General features: G+C 39.8%; 14 protein-coding genes and 1 other annotated feature. Of the genes, 4 read left to right on the top strand and 10 right to left on the bottom strand.

The window, feature by feature from the left end:
- Nucleotides 1-8: 8 nt before the first annotated feature.
- The 4 genes from MKZ11_RS05060 to MKZ11_RS05045 form a co-directional block, all read right to left on the bottom strand.
- Nucleotides 9-1,628, bottom strand: coding sequence for an ABC transporter permease subunit (locus MKZ11_RS05060; protein ID WP_340792920.1), 1,620 nt, complete (start codon nt 1,626-1,628; stop codon nt 9-11).
- Nucleotides 1,621-2,373 carry an ABC transporter ATP-binding protein gene (locus MKZ11_RS05055; RefSeq protein WP_340792919.1) on the bottom strand — a complete coding sequence of 251 codons (753 nt, stop codon included), beginning with the start codon at nt 2,371-2,373 and terminating at the stop codon, nt 1,621-1,623. Before MKZ11_RS05055 ends, MKZ11_RS05060 begins: the two co-directional genes overlap by 8 nt.
- A gap of 652 nt (nt 2,374-3,025) precedes the next feature.
- Nucleotides 3,026-3,571, bottom strand: coding sequence for a hypothetical protein (locus tag MKZ11_RS05050; RefSeq protein WP_340792918.1), 546 nt, complete (start codon nt 3,569-3,571; stop codon nt 3,026-3,028).
- A gap of 11 nt (nt 3,572-3,582) precedes the next feature.
- Nucleotides 3,583-4,764 carry a ParM/StbA family protein gene (locus MKZ11_RS05045; RefSeq protein WP_340796923.1) on the bottom strand — a complete coding sequence of 394 codons (1,182 nt, stop codon included), beginning with the start codon at nt 4,762-4,764 and terminating at the stop codon, nt 3,583-3,585.
- A gap of 589 nt (nt 4,765-5,353) precedes the next feature.
- Nucleotides 5,354-5,603, top strand: a binding site (T-box leader).
- A gap of 94 nt (nt 5,604-5,697) precedes the next feature.
- Between MKZ11_RS05045 and MKZ11_RS05040 the strand changes: the two genes are divergently transcribed.
- A complete protein-coding gene (locus tag MKZ11_RS05040) occupies nt 5,698-6,504 on the top strand; it encodes a YitT family protein (protein ID WP_340792917.1) in 807 nt (268 codons plus the stop codon).
- A 258-nt stretch (nt 6,505-6,762) separates the two neighbouring features.
- On the opposite strand, the gene abc-f is transcribed toward MKZ11_RS05040, so the two are convergent.
- The 4 genes from abc-f to MKZ11_RS05020 all read right to left on the bottom strand — a co-directional run bounded on the left by abc-f (nt 6,763) and on the right by MKZ11_RS05020 (nt 12,678).
- Nucleotides 6,763-8,433 carry a ribosomal protection-like ABC-F family protein gene (gene abc-f / locus MKZ11_RS05035; RefSeq protein ID WP_340792916.1) on the bottom strand — a complete coding sequence of 557 codons (1,671 nt, stop codon included), beginning with the start codon at nt 8,431-8,433 and terminating at the stop codon, nt 6,763-6,765.
- Nucleotides 8,434-9,011: 578 nt separating this feature from the next.
- The gene (locus tag MKZ11_RS05030) at nt 9,012-9,920 is read right to left on the bottom strand and encodes a DMT family transporter (RefSeq protein WP_340792915.1); all 909 of its coding nucleotides are present in this window, start codon (nt 9,918-9,920) and stop codon (nt 9,012-9,014) included.
- A gap of 91 nt (nt 9,921-10,011) precedes the next feature.
- Nucleotides 10,012-11,172, bottom strand: a complete 1,161-nt coding sequence (locus MKZ11_RS05025; RefSeq protein WP_340792914.1) for a DUF6688 domain-containing protein — start codon at nt 11,170-11,172, stop codon at nt 10,012-10,014.
- 105 nt (nt 11,173-11,277) lie between these two features.
- Nucleotides 11,278-12,678 carry a vWA domain-containing protein gene (locus MKZ11_RS05020; protein WP_340792913.1) on the bottom strand — a complete coding sequence of 467 codons (1,401 nt, stop codon included), beginning with the start codon at nt 12,676-12,678 and terminating at the stop codon, nt 11,278-11,280.
- Between the two features lie 151 nt (nt 12,679-12,829).
- On the opposite strand from MKZ11_RS05020, the gene MKZ11_RS05015 reads away from it, so the two are divergent.
- Complete coding sequence (locus tag MKZ11_RS05015; RefSeq protein WP_340792912.1) at nt 12,830-13,225, top strand: hypothetical protein; 396 nt, start codon at nt 12,830-12,832, stop codon at nt 13,223-13,225.
- Between the two features lie 230 nt (nt 13,226-13,455).
- Here the strand turns inward: MKZ11_RS05015 and MKZ11_RS05010 are convergent, their stop codons facing one another.
- Together MKZ11_RS05010 and MKZ11_RS05005 are read right to left on the bottom strand one after the other, a co-directional pair.
- Nucleotides 13,456-13,986 (bottom strand): YehS family protein, encoded by a 531-nt coding sequence (locus MKZ11_RS05010; RefSeq protein ID WP_340796922.1) that lies wholly within the window; start codon nt 13,984-13,986, stop codon nt 13,456-13,458.
- 133 nt (nt 13,987-14,119) lie between these two features.
- Nucleotides 14,120-15,085: an alpha/beta hydrolase gene (locus tag MKZ11_RS05005; RefSeq protein ID WP_340792911.1), complete on the bottom strand. Its 966-nt coding sequence runs from the start codon at nt 15,083-15,085 to the stop codon at nt 14,120-14,122.
- A gap of 376 nt (nt 15,086-15,461) precedes the next feature.
- On the opposite strand from MKZ11_RS05005, the gene MKZ11_RS05000 reads away from it, so the two are divergent.
- Nucleotides 15,462-15,611, top strand: coding sequence for a hypothetical protein (locus MKZ11_RS05000; protein ID WP_340792910.1), 150 nt, complete (start codon nt 15,462-15,464; stop codon nt 15,609-15,611).
- Nucleotides 15,612-15,793: 182 nt separating this feature from the next.
- Nucleotides 15,794-16,558 (top strand): peptidoglycan editing factor PgeF, encoded by a 765-nt coding sequence (pgeF, locus tag MKZ11_RS04995; protein WP_340792909.1) that lies wholly within the window; start codon nt 15,794-15,796, stop codon nt 16,556-16,558.
- Nucleotides 16,559-16,720: the final 162 nt, after the last annotated feature.

The raw sequence follows: 16,720 nt of genomic DNA, 5'->3' as shown, positions 1-16,720 counted from the left end.
AATCCCCCTCACGACTGTTTGAATGGTCTTTTCTGAAAGTGATCACAAAGCAACTTAACGACTAGATTTGTAAAAAAGATAAGCAGCGATAAAATAAATACTTCATTGAACTTCCCAAAATGCTGTAGTTCTTTAATTTTGCTAGCTACCAATGACGTTTGCGCTGTGACCAAAAAGATAATCCCGCTAATGGTCACCATTGCATTGATAAAATAATAACTAAACATTTCAATAACCGTCGATGCGGAGTTTGGAAGAATGACTCGATAAATGGTCTTTAACCAGCTGTCCCCCAGTAACTCTCCAGTCGTTTCCCAGGTCGGATTCATTTTGGATAAAGCGTTTTTCGCCATTAAATAGGGTGTTGTAAAGAAATGGACAATGTTACTGAGAACGATAATTAGAAAGGTTCCCTTCAAACTGCTACCATTAAAAAGTAGTAAATACGATAAACCTAACACCATGCCTGGTATCGTATTCGTCATCATCGAAACGATATCAATGGCTGATTTCCATTTAACAGTCGTACGAGCATTTAACACTGCTGAACAATAAGCAACTAACGTACCAAACACTGCCGTCAATAGCGCAACATACACTGAGTTTTTATAGACAGCCAATAGATTATTTGATTGGAATGTGTCCATAAGATGTTTAAACGTAAACGTAAAATCATACGGATAACTGTTAACAAATGGCGCAATGAACATGACAGCAAACACTGAAAGCATTGCTAGTAACACAACTAATGAGATAACCCCAAAACATGCGTCTCTTCCCTTATGCGGAGTCAACTCTGTGTCGGTAAACTTGTCATAATGAAAATTAAGTTTCTCGAGATAGTTTAAGAGCAAAACACCAAACACAGCTGGGATTAACATGATAACCGCAATGGCCGCACCATTATTAAAATCCGGAATAGAACCGAGCATCACTTGATATAACTGAGTCGCTACAACAGAATAACTCCCACCGACTGAGGCAGGTATACCGAAATCTGTAAAGCTTAAAATGAAGGAAAGTACAAAAGCACCTCCTAAAGTTCCCACTAACGGACGAACAATTGTGTTCTTAAAACTCCTTATTCCCCCGTCACCCATCAACTTTGAAACGATGATAAACTTTTTGTCAACATACTTGAAGGCATTATTAATCAGTAGAAATGCCGCCGGTAACGTATAAATCACATAGCCTATCAGTAAACCGTTAAATCCGTAAATCTCAACTAAATTCCGGCCGACAATCTTGGTAATAAACCCTTGGTTACCAAAAGAGTAGATAATTGCAAATCCATACGTGATGGTAGGCAGCAACATCGGGATAAGAATCCCCATTTTAATCGCGCTTTTTATCGGCCTGTAGATTCTTGTACAGTTGACAGCGTAAGCCAGAATAAATGCTAAGACCGTTGTAATCACAGCAGTAAGACTAGAAATTTTAATGCTGTTGCCAATGGATTCTATCAATTCTTTATTCGATAAAGCGGAGAGGTAATTCGAGAAATTGAACCCCTCACTCGTTTCAAAAGAACGGACAAACAGCATGCCAAGGGGTACTACTAGAAAGGCGACGAATAACAAGATGATTGGGATATAAATAACGCGCATCGCCGGTTTTACATTAGGCATATTGTTTACCAAATAAGTTATAGATATTTTCTTTCTTAATATGTAATTGTTTCAAAATAAATTCTTTTACGAAATCAGTAGCAGGTTGATTGATAATTTCAGTAGGCGTGCCAAATTGTGAAATACTCCCGTCATTAATAATTAACACTTTGTCCGACAACGTTAATGCCTCTTCCGGATCATGTGTCACAATAATCGTTGTTAACTTAAATTCTCTGGCAATGGATTTAATGCGTTGCTTAATTGATTCCTTTATGACACCGTCCAGTGCGCTCAATGGCTCATCCAATAATAATATTTCCGGCTTCATGACAAGTGTCCTTGCAATCGATACTCGTTGTTTCTGACCGCCTGATAATTCTCCTATTTTCTTTGTTAAATGCGGTTTTAATTCCAGGAAGTCAATGTATTCTTGGATTTCCTCTTCAGATACTAACCCCTTCTTATTTCTCAGACCATAGACGATATTTTCGTAAGCATTCAGATTAGGAAAAAGCGCATAATCTTGAAAAACGATATTAAATCCACGATTCTTCATTGCTACGTCACTCAAATCCCTATCATTAAAAATGATTTTTCCGCGGTTCAGACTTGTTAACCCCAAAATGATATGTAATAAAGTCGTTTTACCACTGCCACTCGGACCTAGCAGTGAAACAATTTCTCCCGGCTTAATTTCAAGGCTTATATCGTTTAAAACTAATTTATCATCGAATTGCTTGCTAATATTTTGTAATTTCAGCAATCCGTTCACCTCCTTTACAACAACTTCAGTATAGGAGTCCTGTGTAAATTTAAATTATGATTCGTGTAAACATTTTGTAATTACTGGATGATTATTTACTACTTTCCCACAAATAGATACAGTTTAAATTCCCATACCGAAAATTTTTACATTAGAGATTGGACTATGACTTTTCCATAATAAACGTCGCAGGCGCTGGTTTTCCCTAGAACACCGAGGACTTAAGTAACTAATTTCCATAATATACGCTGTGACGCGTTATGGATGCCTCCGCTGGTTCATCTTAGGTATATTGGTGACATGTAATTCTTCGTTACAGAGTATACAAATTGCCGAAGTGAGTCGAAAAGGATTTCAAATACTCATAAATCCCTGCTGAACACCTTAGATTGTGGCACACACTAACCGGTGTCTGTTTACAGTAAACGGCACGGTATATTGAGTGCTTATTTACATCAAAGCGAAATTTAAGCGAAAGCGCCTTACAGGGGTAGCCGAAGTGATTTGAAGGACTCTTTCTATTTCAATTTGTATAGTCACCCCTTGAAGTACCCGAAATGAGCTCGCTATTTTTTAAAACAAAAAAAGCCTGTGCAGCAACCATCATGAACGTGTAACCATTCATGACGGATCGCTGTACAGGCACCCACTATTATTTATTCATTTGTGCAAGGAAATCGCCAAGAGGATCCTCGTCTTCCTCTTCTTCAACTGGCGCGCGCTCCGCCCCTTTTAATCGTTCCCAATCAAAGTTATCTAAATCATCATCATCCATATCGGTGATTATCGAATGATCTTCTGTATCCAATTCTACAGCAGCGCTCGTTTCTTCCTGCAAATATAAAGCAGCATCTACATCTATTGCATTGCTGTTCAATGATGCAAAGAGAGCAGCCGTGCGGATTGGGTCGGACATCAGCTGATAGACGATACTACCAAGCAACGCCTCCGAATGTTCATGCTTCAACCAATCGCGCTGTGCTTTCGTTAAACCTTTCGGAAGCGGAATGGTGATGGCTTCTCTTTGTTTTAATAGAGAATCATTTACACCGTCTATTACAAACTCGGCAATTTTACTGGAAAAGTTTCTTCTTTCGACTTCTTTTAACTTTTGCAATTCCTTTAACGTGTGGTCAGATGTATCAGACGGCAGACGAAACGTAATAGGCTGACCTCTTTTCAATCCTGTATCATTCATGCACAATCACCTTATTTTGTTTTAACTAACTTTTCTTCTTCTTTGTTTTTTGCCTGTTGATTTTTTCTTGCGAAGTCTGAAATTAATTTGTAATAAGCGTTGGCCATCATCCAGACGCTTTCTTTTTCATCCTCAAAGAAATCGATATTGTAGCCATCTAAGCTATTATTTAATGTTTTAAGGTAATCTTTAAGAACAATCGAGCCTCCGCCGATGAAATAGCAAATCTCAGATTGCGAATTTCTTGACCATACATTCCGTAAATGACGGTATTGCTTTTTCGCTAAGTCTAAGAGAATCCGGTCCACAATGTCATGGACACTCGTCCGGCTTCCTTTTACCATGATGTGATTGCGGTCATTTTTCTTCGTTATAATTTCCACAACATCCAGACGGCTGTCCAGCTCTACACCATGTCTAGCGTAAATTTCTTCCCGAATGGCATCAAGAGACTCTGACACGCCTAAGTTGAAGCCTTGTGCTTTATCATCATCAACTTTGCGATTTTTAATCACCGCAACATCCGTTGACAGACCCCCGATGTCTTGAATCAAGATTTGCTTATCAATTAGTTCTTTGTTAATAACATTTAAATTATTATCCATCACGAGATTAATGAACGCCGCAAAGCCTTCCGGATAAACTTTCACTTCATCAAATTTAATATTCACTTTCAAACCTTGATATTTAGGTGTAACCAAAAACTCGACTTGGTGAACAGAGCCTAGTAATTGCGAACGATAACCTACGTCTTTTCCCTCTTTTACTTCCCTAAGTGGAAGCCCTGTTCCGAGTGTATACGTAGCCTCGATTACATTATTATTACGTTTAAAAATACCTTTATTCTCTTCTCTGGCCGCATCTAATGCCAGCGCTGCAAACAACATCACAAGAGTTTGATCCTCTTCCGATTTGTTGCTACCCGGGTCTAACTCGGTTGAATTACCGCTTTTGGTCGCTAAATTTCCGACACGGTAAATAGAGTTGTTGTCATTTAACGTCGGAGAATGCAAGCGAATATGAATGCCATCAGTAGGCTCTTGGTTGTCTAATTCTTCAATGCCGATGATTGGACGATCTGCAATATCTTGTGCAATAACATTCGGGATATTGAATTCCACTTCCAACTTACCGAATATTGCTTTTAATGAATCATTTCCTACATCAATTGCTGCAATGCGAGTTTCTGTCAAAAGAATCATCCCTTTCATTACTATGTCTTTCTACTAAAATGGTACTGGAGTATTGTTGGCAGGTCAATCCTATTCCACTGTTTATCACACAAATGTAATATTGTTTGCATATGCGTAAACTTGTATACATTTTTGTATACGTATATAAACACTAGTTGTGTACTTGATTGTATACATGTACACGTTATCGTTTACACATGTATACAATAACGTGTACAACACACTTTTTTATGTATACATCAAATGACTAGATTTAAACTGAACTTTTGCGATGTTCCCTTCAAGACCTTTTCCCCCTCCCCTTTCCTTGAATCAAGACCAAAATAGATTTTTCAAGCTCCTGCACAAGCGTCCATTATCTGCCCGATATACACTAATTTCAGAGATGCCATATGGTTACTCCTTCTTTATGTTCTTTTCAGTTCGTGTCTCTAGGTTTAGGAGCACCCTAGCAAGTTAATCGTTAGTACCACCCCTCGCACGCTGAACAAACATGTTCTTTTGGTTAAATCAATGGTTGAAGTGGCCACGAAATTGAAAAGTACATGTTGACACTTCTATTTTTCTCTGCTAAATTAGCTTCTAACAACTAAAGTCTACAACGAGAAAAAGTACGAAAAGAACTCTGTTCTCCAGAGAGTCGGCGCCTGGTGTAAGCCGATGGACAGATCTTATCCGAACATCATCTCCGAGATGCAAAGCTGAAGATTAGTAAGCTTTGACGGTTATCCACCGTTATAATGGAACACGTATGATTGTACGTTGACTGAGTGCCGTATGTTTCCTTTGGGAGACTTGCGGAATATGGGTGGTATCGCGAGCACAAACTCGTCCCTTTTTTAGGGGCGAGTTTTTTTATTGTAAAAGGCCGGGATAATTTTCCACGCCAGTGCAAGGGTATCTTTAATGTTTTTTAAAGGAGAGTTTACATTAATGAAAAATTTAATCGTCGTTTTAGGATCACTGATTGTTGCATTTGCCTTTAATTTCTTTCTAGTCCCTTTCGGTATTTTAAGTAGTGGAATCAGTGGAATCGCTATCTTGCTTGGCTTAATCACTCCATTTAATACTGGTTTATTAAATTTGGTGCTGAATTTGCCTTTAGTTATTTTAGGCTACTACAAACTCGGAAAAACCATCACCATCAATACATTAATTTGTGTTGTTTCACTTTCCACCTTCCTATACTTGCTGCCAGTAGTTCAAGTTACAGACAATATATTGTTATCGACAGTTTTTGGGGGTGGAATTGGCGGTATCGGTGTGGGCCTTATCCTAAAGCATTCAGGAACCTCCGGCGGATTGGATATTATCGCAATTTTGATTTCCCGTACTAGTTCCTTCAGTATCGGTCTTCTTCTTACAGGGATGAACGGTATAATCGTTCTCATTTCCGGGGTTGTCTTTGACTGGGAAAAAGCATTATACACCCTGTTATCTATCTATTTGACTGGTAAAATGATCGATACCATTTTTACAAATCATGTGAAATTAACGATGCAAATTGTTACTTCAAAAGGAGTCTTAATACGTAATGATTTATTGCAATCTATCTACCGGGGCATCACTATCACCGAGGGATATGGGGGATATACACAAGAGAAAAAGGATATTTTAATGATGGTTGTTACACGCTACGAAACATTACAAATTAAACAGATTGTCCGAAAGTATGATGAACATGCTTTTATAAATATATTTGAAACTGTAGAAGTTGATGGCAAATTCACTAATAATTAGACTTAAGGTTAATTGATAAAAAAATACTTACTTCCAACTAGCCCGTATCAATTCTGCACGACTTTTTCTGGTATATAAATTGGAGTTTACGCTACAGAGATGCCTAAGCTCAGTATTAAACACCTCAACTTATATAGCAGTAGAAATAACTGTACACTCAGCCCAATAACCCGGCTAAATGTACAGTTATTTTTAAATCCCCCTTGAATTAAAGGTTAAATACTTATTTGATGTCCGTGTGGTCGTTTGGTTCTCCATTCACTTCAATTCTCGCAGACGTTTGCTTAACTCATTAAAAGTCCTATCGAGATCAGCATAGCCTTTCTCTCCCGGTTTCATCATGCTTAGCTGTCCAAGCACCGCCTGCAGTTCCGTTTCAAGTCTCAAACGCTCCTCAGAGGTTTTTTCCGGTTGCACCGCGTTTCCATGCTCTTGCCATTCAGCATATGTCATAGGCACTTTTCGTACTGTCCCCCGCTCGAATAGGAGAAGCCCATTCGCCATCCTCTCTGTAAAATAGCGGTCATGGGAGGCAAATAGAAGTGTTCCTGGAAACGTCTCCAATGTCTTTTCAAGCTCTTCTCTTGAGGGCAGATCGAGATGATTCGTCGGTTCATCCAGAAACAATACGTCCGTTTCTTCAAGAATAAATTGCATCAGCTTGACCTTCATGCGTTCTCCCATGCTAAGAGTTGAAAGCGGAAGGTCCCAATGCTTCTTCGAAAAGCCTAGATTCGTCAAATGAGTACGGATCATTCCCTGTTCGCGGAATGTATCCGCATAAAAGTAATTCGCCATCGTTACGTCCTGCGGAAAATCAAGTACTGTCTGACTTAAATAACCAATCGTCATCCCCTGTGTTTTCCAAAGATCTCCTTTATAATCTTCTTCCCCTAATATCATCCGGAAAAGTGTCGATTTTCCGGCGCCATTCCGACCGACAAGACCAATTCGCTCGCCGGCCTGCACTGTAAACGAGACGTCCGCAAAAAGTTCATGCCCACTGAATGACTTTCGGATATCTTTCAACTCCATGACTCTTTTCCCTTTTTTCTTTCCGCTTTTGACATTAAAAGACACACCAATTTCATCTTCAGGCTTCTCAATACGACCTTTTTCCAATTCCCCTTCTAGCCGTTTATGCTTCGAGCGGATTTGGACATCGCGTTTTTTCGCCTTCATCCGGAAGTATTCCTTTGCTCCCATCATTCTTCCGCCCTTTTTCGTCGATTCCGCATGCGCCTTCGCAGACCAATTTTCCAACTCTGCGATTTGCTCTTCCACTTGCTCGATCTTTCGCTGTTGCTGTTCGTAATGCTTCAACTGGACTTCGCGATTCGCATCCTTCAGTTTCCGGTATTGTGTATAGTTTCCTTTGTAAACCGTCAACTTGCCGTACTCGATTTCAAACACAAAATCTGCCGTCTGGTCGATGAAATGCCGGTCGTGGGACACGATCAAGTACGTACCATCAGCATCATTAATAATTCGGATCAATTCTTCCAAACTGTCTCTGTCCAAGTGATTCGTCGGTTCGTCCAGAAGAATAAGCCTGCTCTTCTCGGCAAGCGCAGTTGAAAGCCGCATTTTCATCCGTTCTCCGCCGCTTGCAGAACGATATTTAACACGCTCCGGTACTTTCCACTTCCGTCGGTACATATGGGTTTCCGCTCGTTCCCAATCGGTTGCTCCCTCGTCTTCCTGTTCCTGCCTGAAGTAAGTGATGGACGGCGGCTTGCCGTTCCAATTAATCGAACCTGACGTCGGCGTTGTCTCCCCCGCCAATAATGACAGTAGCGTCGTTTTCCCGGCGCCATTCGCTCCAACAATCGCAATACATGCTCCTTCCGGAATATCCGCAGACACCCCGTCAAGAATCACCTTTTCACCATGCACAACTGCTATCTGATTCACTGTTCCCATAAGCATATCCATACCTCCAAGTACGGAGGGACCAAAAAAATCCCTCCGATTTATAATCGGAAGGATCAGTCACTTTTCATCCAAATTTAACGTTCGCTAAAAAGCCTCTCACACGTGTAAAGAGGAAGGAACTATTTAAAAGTGGACAGACTAATCCTATTTCCCGTTCGAATAAAAATTCAATTTCCCGGAATCAATAGATTAGTACTTCATTGTCCACCCTCATACCCTTCTCTTTTAAAGTTATATGTATTGTATCATAGGTCTCAGCTATCAGTAAACAGTATTCCCACTTTTCTTTCTTTTCAAGAAACTGCTACGCTTGCTTTTGAACTCCCCCTACTTTCACTTTGTTTAGAAGTGGGAGTCTTCTGTCTGTGGCGAGATAAATATGCCTTTGTTTAAGGAGTTTGACGTGCCGTTAGAGAGCTTTTATCGACGATTGGTAGTGATAAGTCCAATACGGCGCTTAGAGGAGGCCACCAGCCATTAACCATGCTGACTCGGCTCTCCTCGCTCCCACCTATAAAACAGTGCCTGTACAAGATCAACAGAGCATAGCTACCCGGTAGTTCCATGCACATCTATAGCAAGTATCTTTCTAGCCCTCCATCTCCATCGCTGGCAACGACTATCTTCTCTTGTTTAACGATTGTATACACAATCCCGCCGAAAATAAGAAGGATGCCAAAACTTTGTAAAATAGAAGGTCGGAAATCTAAAATAAGTGTATCGAGCAGAATTGCAACTACTGGATCGACAAACACTAAAGCCGATATGACAATCGTCGATAATTTCCGAAGGCTATTAAAAAACAAATAATAAACAAACCCTGTATGGATTAAGCCCGTCCCAATTATGTATAGCCAATTCGAGTCACTTAACCCAATGAATACAGCGAAGTTCATAAACGGAAATAACATGAGAATCCCTATTGCTGTCTGAACAAACGTCATTGCATACGCACTAAGATTTGTAATCCCTTTTCCTATTAGCATCGTCATTGCATAGCACACAGCCGAAAGGATTGCCCAGACAAAGCCCGAACCTACGAAATCGGCTAACGAATTAAAATGTTGGATACCGATAATGAACACACTTCCTAAAAAACAGGTGACAATTGCCAGCAACGACGTCAGCGTCATCTTCTCTTTTAAAAATATGCTCCCTATGATGAGTACAAAAATCGGCGCTAAATTATAAAGCGTGATTGCAACCGTAATTGACATTTCTTCGAATGCCTTAAATAAAAACACCCAGTTCAAAACTAAAAAGATGCCACAAACAATCGTTTGCAAAACTTCTCGCTTGCACCATACCTCTACTTTATGTTGACCCGTGATGAACCAACAAAATCCTAAAAAAAGCGTGGCACAAATACACCGAACAAAAACTAATTCTACTGCAGGAATACCTGTCTTCCCTGTAAAGAATCCAATCGAACCAAAAATAGCCATCGCCAATGACATTTGCAGCATTGGAACTCTATTCATGCACGTCACCTCTTACTCATCATATCCCTTTTTAATTCCCACAGATAGCTGCTTAGTTATCATGTTGAAGTGTATATATCTTGAACAGTATTTACAAATTCACACCCCTCAGTTCACTATACTGCACGTGTATTCGATTTTCAGGGTGTCGATCGACAGTGTATAACACCACTAAGAATAGCCATTCTAGTGGCTTCATTAGAAGATAGACAATATCAGCAGACCACTTCGTTTGAATGTGCTTACTTATTGGATAGCCATACGTATCATAGAAAAGACGAATTCTTTTATGGAGGTTGGGTGTATATTGCTCAATGATATTTTCGAATGCATTGGCAATTAATAATTGACGATTCACAACAATTCGTTCCCCATGACGTATTCCAGACCGCACCGGTTTTACCAATCGCTTATGTCCCGCCGCAGAGACAGTGCATAGATAATGTCCATCCCCCCGAACGATTTCCGGAGGAGGCGCAGGCATTTTGGAGTAATTATAACTACTCGTATCAAGAAAGACTTGGATAAAACTATCTGGCCGTTGTCCCAATAAAACTAAGAAGAGTTGGATCAATACAATAACCGGAAATAAAAATAGCATACCCAAGACAGGTACCCGATGATAGTGCAAAGAAATCTGCGAGAGAACCCTTAACAACTTATTTGTATACTGGATATTCCGTTCTTGTTGGAGGGTAAGGAATTGTTTCAATGATTCGTTTAACTTGGCAATGTACAATAAACTTAAGGAGCCATAACCAAATTGAATGCAGAAAACCGCAATCCCGCCATCAAGCGAGCTGCCATACTGTAAGAATCCTGTATGTGTAAGATATACCAAAGTAAATAAGATATTTGCAATCAATAATGAACTGCAAACAACATATAAAATAGGAGGCAGCTTCCCCATTTTAGCCGATAACAGCCGATAGGCAATCAAACTCAAAATGAAAAAGGCAAAAGTCGTAGGAACATGGGTAATCGAAAGTGAAGCATAACCCGCTGTCGACTTACCTGTCTCTGCATAAATATGTAACGGTTTTCCGCCTGCTACACCTTGACTGTCAAAGGTATAACCTAACAATATAAAGCAAGAAATGCACATCAAAATAAATGTGTCAAATACCCTTTCTCTTATATTGGCCTCATGTAATTCCGTTTTGTTTTCTCCACTAAAACTTCGTGCCATTTTCCAAATTGAGTAGATGAATATAGAAAAAAGAAACGCGAATAGAAGTACATTAACAAACATCCGTATCCCCACCTCTGCAAAATGAATAAATCCGTACTTTTAACATCCGTTAGATAAATGGGAATACCTGTCACTTACAAATCAAGCGACAGGCGTTATCAGTAATCATTTATCCAACTCCAAATGCCACTTTTCTTTCCAAGCTTCTACCTTAGCATTAATTTCATTTCTGATTTGCTCCGCTTCTTCACTCTTCCGCTCTTTAATTTCCCTGAAATGATCATTTCGAAGTTCACGTATCTCTTGAGCCTGGTCAATCACCTTTTGTCCATTCTCTTCGCTAATCAGCTTTTCACTTCTCAGGAATGAAGCCGCGTCAATAACCCGGTTCGCTTCCCGGTCTGAGATATTCACAAGAGGTTCGGAAATCTCGACAAGCTCAGTCAGATGACCGACTAAGTCTTGTAGTTTGACCCCTTGTTGGCTAATCACTTGCATCAAGCTTGGTTGCCACTTCTTGAGCAGTACACCTTCAAAGTCGTTTTGATCACGTACTGTCGCATAACTTCCGCCGCCAGCTTCTGCTACCTGTTTCAGCTGGGCCTGCCCTTCATCATCAACATCAAAACCGATGATATTAACTTTGGCTTCAATCTTGCTGTCATTCAATTTCTTTGCCGCCTCGATTGGATCACCACCACAGGTCTCGATGCCATCGCTCACAATGTAAACGATATTTCGATACGCTTCACTTCCATGAGAAGCCAGGATGGCATCCGCTTTCTCAATAGCCCCCGCAAGCGGTGTCCAACCGCTTGCTTGGAAGGAATCCATCGCCTCGTGAAAAGATGGTTCATCATAGGACCCTAACGGATAAACGGTATCAATTGTCTGGCAAGAAAGCTTTTTGTCCGCTTCTGTTCCCGCGCCTTTATGGCCATAAGCGAGCAGAGATACGTTGACACCAGAGTCTAATCCGGCAGTAAATGTTTCAATCGCCTCTTTTGCAAGTTTCATCTTTGAACCGCCCTTTACTTCAGCCTTCATACTTCCGCTTGCATCCATTAAAATAACGATATTGGTTTTCTGGACTTTGGCAATTTCTATTTTTTCCTTCCCCTCTGGCAATTCAGGCATCACATACCCATGCTCATAAGACTCAAGTCGTCTATATAATGATTCGTATTGACCAGATCCAAGCTGGTACACCAAGTAGTTATAGATCTCATCACTGTTCGATAATTTATTTCCCGTGAAATAAACTGATAATTCATCTTGAGCAATTTCTTTAAACGTATGATCATAAAATTTATTGTAGGTTGTAAAATTCACTGTACGCGCTGCTTCAACGTCCGGCTCCATATGTTCTTCCACTAACTTTCCGGGTTGCTGGGCAATCACTTCCTTAAGGCTCTTCGGCGCATCGGGAATATCCTCATCCTCTATGATTACTGTCTTTTCTTCCTTACTCTCCGCTGCATCACCCGTTTGATTCATAGTGGATTCTGTCTCATCAGTACAGCCCGTCAGCACTGCACACCCTAGAATCAACACCAGAAAAGCCATGCGTACTCTTTTTTGTGAGCGAATATCCATCTCCTCCTTAAACGTCTAATTCTGACTCTCTTTTATGTATGTACGGTATTTCTATGCACTTATATCCCATTATTATCTTGCACATCCATTAGCTTAACGAGTTTAACTAAGCAATTTTCCAATGAATAGAATAGAAACTAATACCACCGATAAACCCATCGTAAAAGTTATAGTAAATATACTTCTAGCCATCGATTTCCACTCACTTACGTCCTTTAACCCGATAAATCCAAGAAAAAATGCGATTACTGTAATGCTTAAGACAATATTTAATGGATGGATTCCTATGAATTTGGTAAAAAATCTAAAAAAATTTGTAGAGAGTATGGCCATGAAAAATATAGGAATACAAAATAAAGAAAGTATAAAGGATCCTAAATTAAAATTAAGTTTCATACGTACCTCTCCCTTGAAATTCCTCATTTCATTCCACTCTCTTCTTAAAATACAGTTAATCGAATTTTTAAATAACCGTATTAATAATACGCCCTTGGCTTTAAAAAGTTTCATTTCTTAATGATAATTAACTTCTTAGGTGTTTTCCTATCTATGTTGAAATAAAGAATCCCTTCGAATTCACTGCGGCGCAAGGGGATGCCGCCATTCTTAGGGCTTCCGCTATCCCTAGTAAGTCGTCTTCGCACAATCTTTAATTTTTCAGTCAAAAATAAAGACCAAGATTCGGTTGGGAATCTTGGCCTTTTTATTTATTTAATTCTTCATAGGCTGCACTAGGTATGGATTTAATTATTTCCGATATCTAATTGCCAATCCTTTTAGGAAGTTTCTGGCGTATCTATCGCCACACTCTTTGTAGTTTCGATGTCCTTCTTTTCTAAGAACAGCACTTAATTCACTTTTTGAAATAGTGACTTCTGTGTCTTTTAAGATGTCGAGCATATCCTCACCTGTAAGTGAAAGTGCAATTTTCATTTTCTTAAGCAAGATGTTATTAACGTTTTTATTATTCATTATCATTAAAGCTTGTTTTTCGGTATTCTCCGCGTTTGAATCTTGTGGCCCTCTTTTATATATGATAAAACCATTTAAAAAGGACTCCAATGTATGGTTGTCTAGTTTTTTCATATACTCATCAAATAACAACTCATCATCTTCCGATTCATTATTGCTTCTGTTTTTTGACTTTAATAATAGTTTTTGTACTTCTTCTTTTGTTATTTCAATTCCGCCAAGTCCAAAAATCTCAACCATTTCTGCATCTTTTATATCCAACGCATATCTTAATCTGACTAATATATCATTATTATTCATCTTTATCCCCAAAACCTTTCCTATTTGCACAGTAGTTATCAGTATAATGCTTTACTTTATTTATTGCATTATTTATGTGGTGGGTATTTGTACGAAGAACACCAGCATATAAGCCGCTACTCTGAATAGTTACCTGACACTATTTAATATAACGGTTAAGAAAATGATCAATTGCCATTTTGTATTTGTCTTCGTCTAATGCAATGGATTCACCGTGGTTCGCTTTCGGAACAATCAAGAGCTCTGCGTCACTTGAAGTTTGCTGATATAAATTCTTTGCCATCTTCGCTGGAACGAATGTATCGCTTTCTCCATGAATATATAGAATTGGGACATTCGTCTTCTGCACTTCTTTCAGCACACTTGCTTCCCTGAATGAATAACCTGCCCTCATTTTCGTTAACACACTCGTACTGTCTAACATCGGAAATGCCGGCAGATGAAACATCCGATTCATTTGATATTTGAATAATTGGTAGACTGACTCATACGGGCTGTCCGCTATAATGGCCTTGACTTGGCTGGGAAGTTCCTCTTCTCCACTAGCCATCAAGACGGTCGCCGCGCCCATCGATAAGCCATGATAGGCCACCTCAGTATCCGGTCCAAGTTTCTTCACCAAATAGTGTGTCCAATCGATTAGATCAAGCCGTTCGGGCCAGCCAAACCCATAATAATCTCCCTCGCTCTTCCCATGCCCCCGTGCATCAGGCATAAAGATATTGTAGCCCAAATCGTTATAATAATGCTGTCCAAATAGCCCCATCTGCTTCGCATTTCCTAAGTAACCATGTGTTAAAATGACCAGTTTTTCTGTTGGCTTGGCTGCTGGCAAATAGTAGCCTGACAATTTCAGTCCGTCGCGTGATGTTAATGTAAGGTGTTCAAATTTTTGAGCAGCCACCCAGTCAATCCATTCTCCGTTCAAAAAGAGGTCCATTGCCTTATCCGACACTTCCAAATCTGTATTCTTCTGCAAAAATTCTTTCGGTCCCCGCTTGACTGCTAATTCATAGAAAAAGAAGCTGCCGACGATTTGGAGGATCACGAAGACAGCAGCAAAAAGTAAAAGAAGTCTCTTCCAATTGATTCGAATCTTACTCATTCCCCTTTACTCTTCCGTCTTATTAGCATTCATGACGCCTATGAATAGTATATTGGAAAAACAGAGGAAAATGAAAGAAATCATTACGATTACATGAAATTCCCACAGGGTTTCCAGCCATGTAAAGAATATGAGTTATAAATGCACCGTGTCAGCAGCTGGCTGGCCTCACACACTGAATAGATAAAGCCATACTAAACACTCTCCAAAGAAGTAAAGGACATAGAGATCCCTTTCAAATCTACTTCAACGCTTAGGGAATGCCTGCGCCAAAAATAATGATAGTCTGAGGTACCTGTTTTTCATCATCTTACATAAAACTCTTCCGCAGGAACATAATAGAGAAGAAATCAATCTACAAAAGGAGGTTCGAGTCATGTCGGAGGAAAACAAAAATAAAAATAAAGATAAGGGGAAACAGCGGAACGCCCTTAAATACGATACTAAGCCGAAAAATGATGTTGAGTTTGCAAGCGAAAGCGAATTTCTAAACTTAGATGGTAAAAAAAACAAAAGAAAGCGCTAAAATCAGTGCCTGTTCACCATAAGTGTGACAGGCACTGTTTTCATCGGCTAAAGTCCTGACGTATTTCATAATCCTTTTCGATTAAATTGCGGCAAACAGCCCCCACTTACTCCGAAAAAATTACTTTCATACTGCCCTGTACATCAGTAGTACACAACTATATAGTAAAATAAGGTGATGATATGAAAACAAACATATACGTAAACAATGACAAATTTATAGCAGGAATGACCATGAAAGATGAATCCGAACTTGAAGACAACAACATGGCGCTTCATGCCTGCGTAACCCCTACTAATATAGTGGAAAATCGCAAGAAATTAGCTACTTCCTTGCATTGCAAGCTAGACAATTTCGTTTGTGCCACACAAACACATAGCGCCTATTTCCATCGGGTAACGCCAGATGACAAAGGTCGAGGTGCAGACCGCGTACATACCGCCATTGCTGACACAGACGCCCTGTATACGTATGAGCCCAATCTCGTGCTCTGTAGTTTCACTGCCGATTGTGTCCCCGTGATTTTTTACAATGAAGTGAATGGTCTCATTGGCGTGATCCATTCCGGATGGCAAGGTACAGTCAAAGAAATTACCTCGAAACTTTTCGAGCATTTAACACAAGTTGAGCACTGCAATCCGAGTGATTTCCACGTCCAGATTGGTGCAGCACTAAGCCAGAAAAAGTTTGAAGTCGATGAAGATGTCTATATAAAATTTAAAGAGCTTGGCTATACGGATGAGTTTATGTATTACAATGACCAGACTCGCAAGTACCACATTGATAATCAGCTTACTGTGAAAAAGCAATGTGAGATGGCGGGGATTCCAGCTGAGCGAATTACAATTGATCGGACTTGTACATATATAGATCCGGCTGGTTTTTCTTATCGTCAAGACAAAAAATGCGGAAGACATCTAAGTTTTATAATGAAAATTGACAATTGACCAGGTAAAGATAAGAAAAGCTCCAGCGCCTTGGTAGAGGCGCTGAAGCTAGACACTGCTCCATGTTCAAAATCTTATACTTTCTTACCTTTTGAAATAAGGTGCCCGTTTCCAAAACAGTTTCGAACTGTTTTGGAAACGGGCACCTCTCATTACGCAAGG

Source organism: Sporosarcina sp. FSL K6-1508 (genome assembly GCF_038007465.1).
In the GTDB taxonomy this organism is placed as follows: domain Bacteria; phylum Bacillota; class Bacilli; order Bacillales_A; family Planococcaceae; genus Sporosarcina; species Sporosarcina psychrophila_B.
Note: the sequence above shows the minus strand (reverse complement) of the source record. Positions and strands in the feature narration are given on the sequence as shown.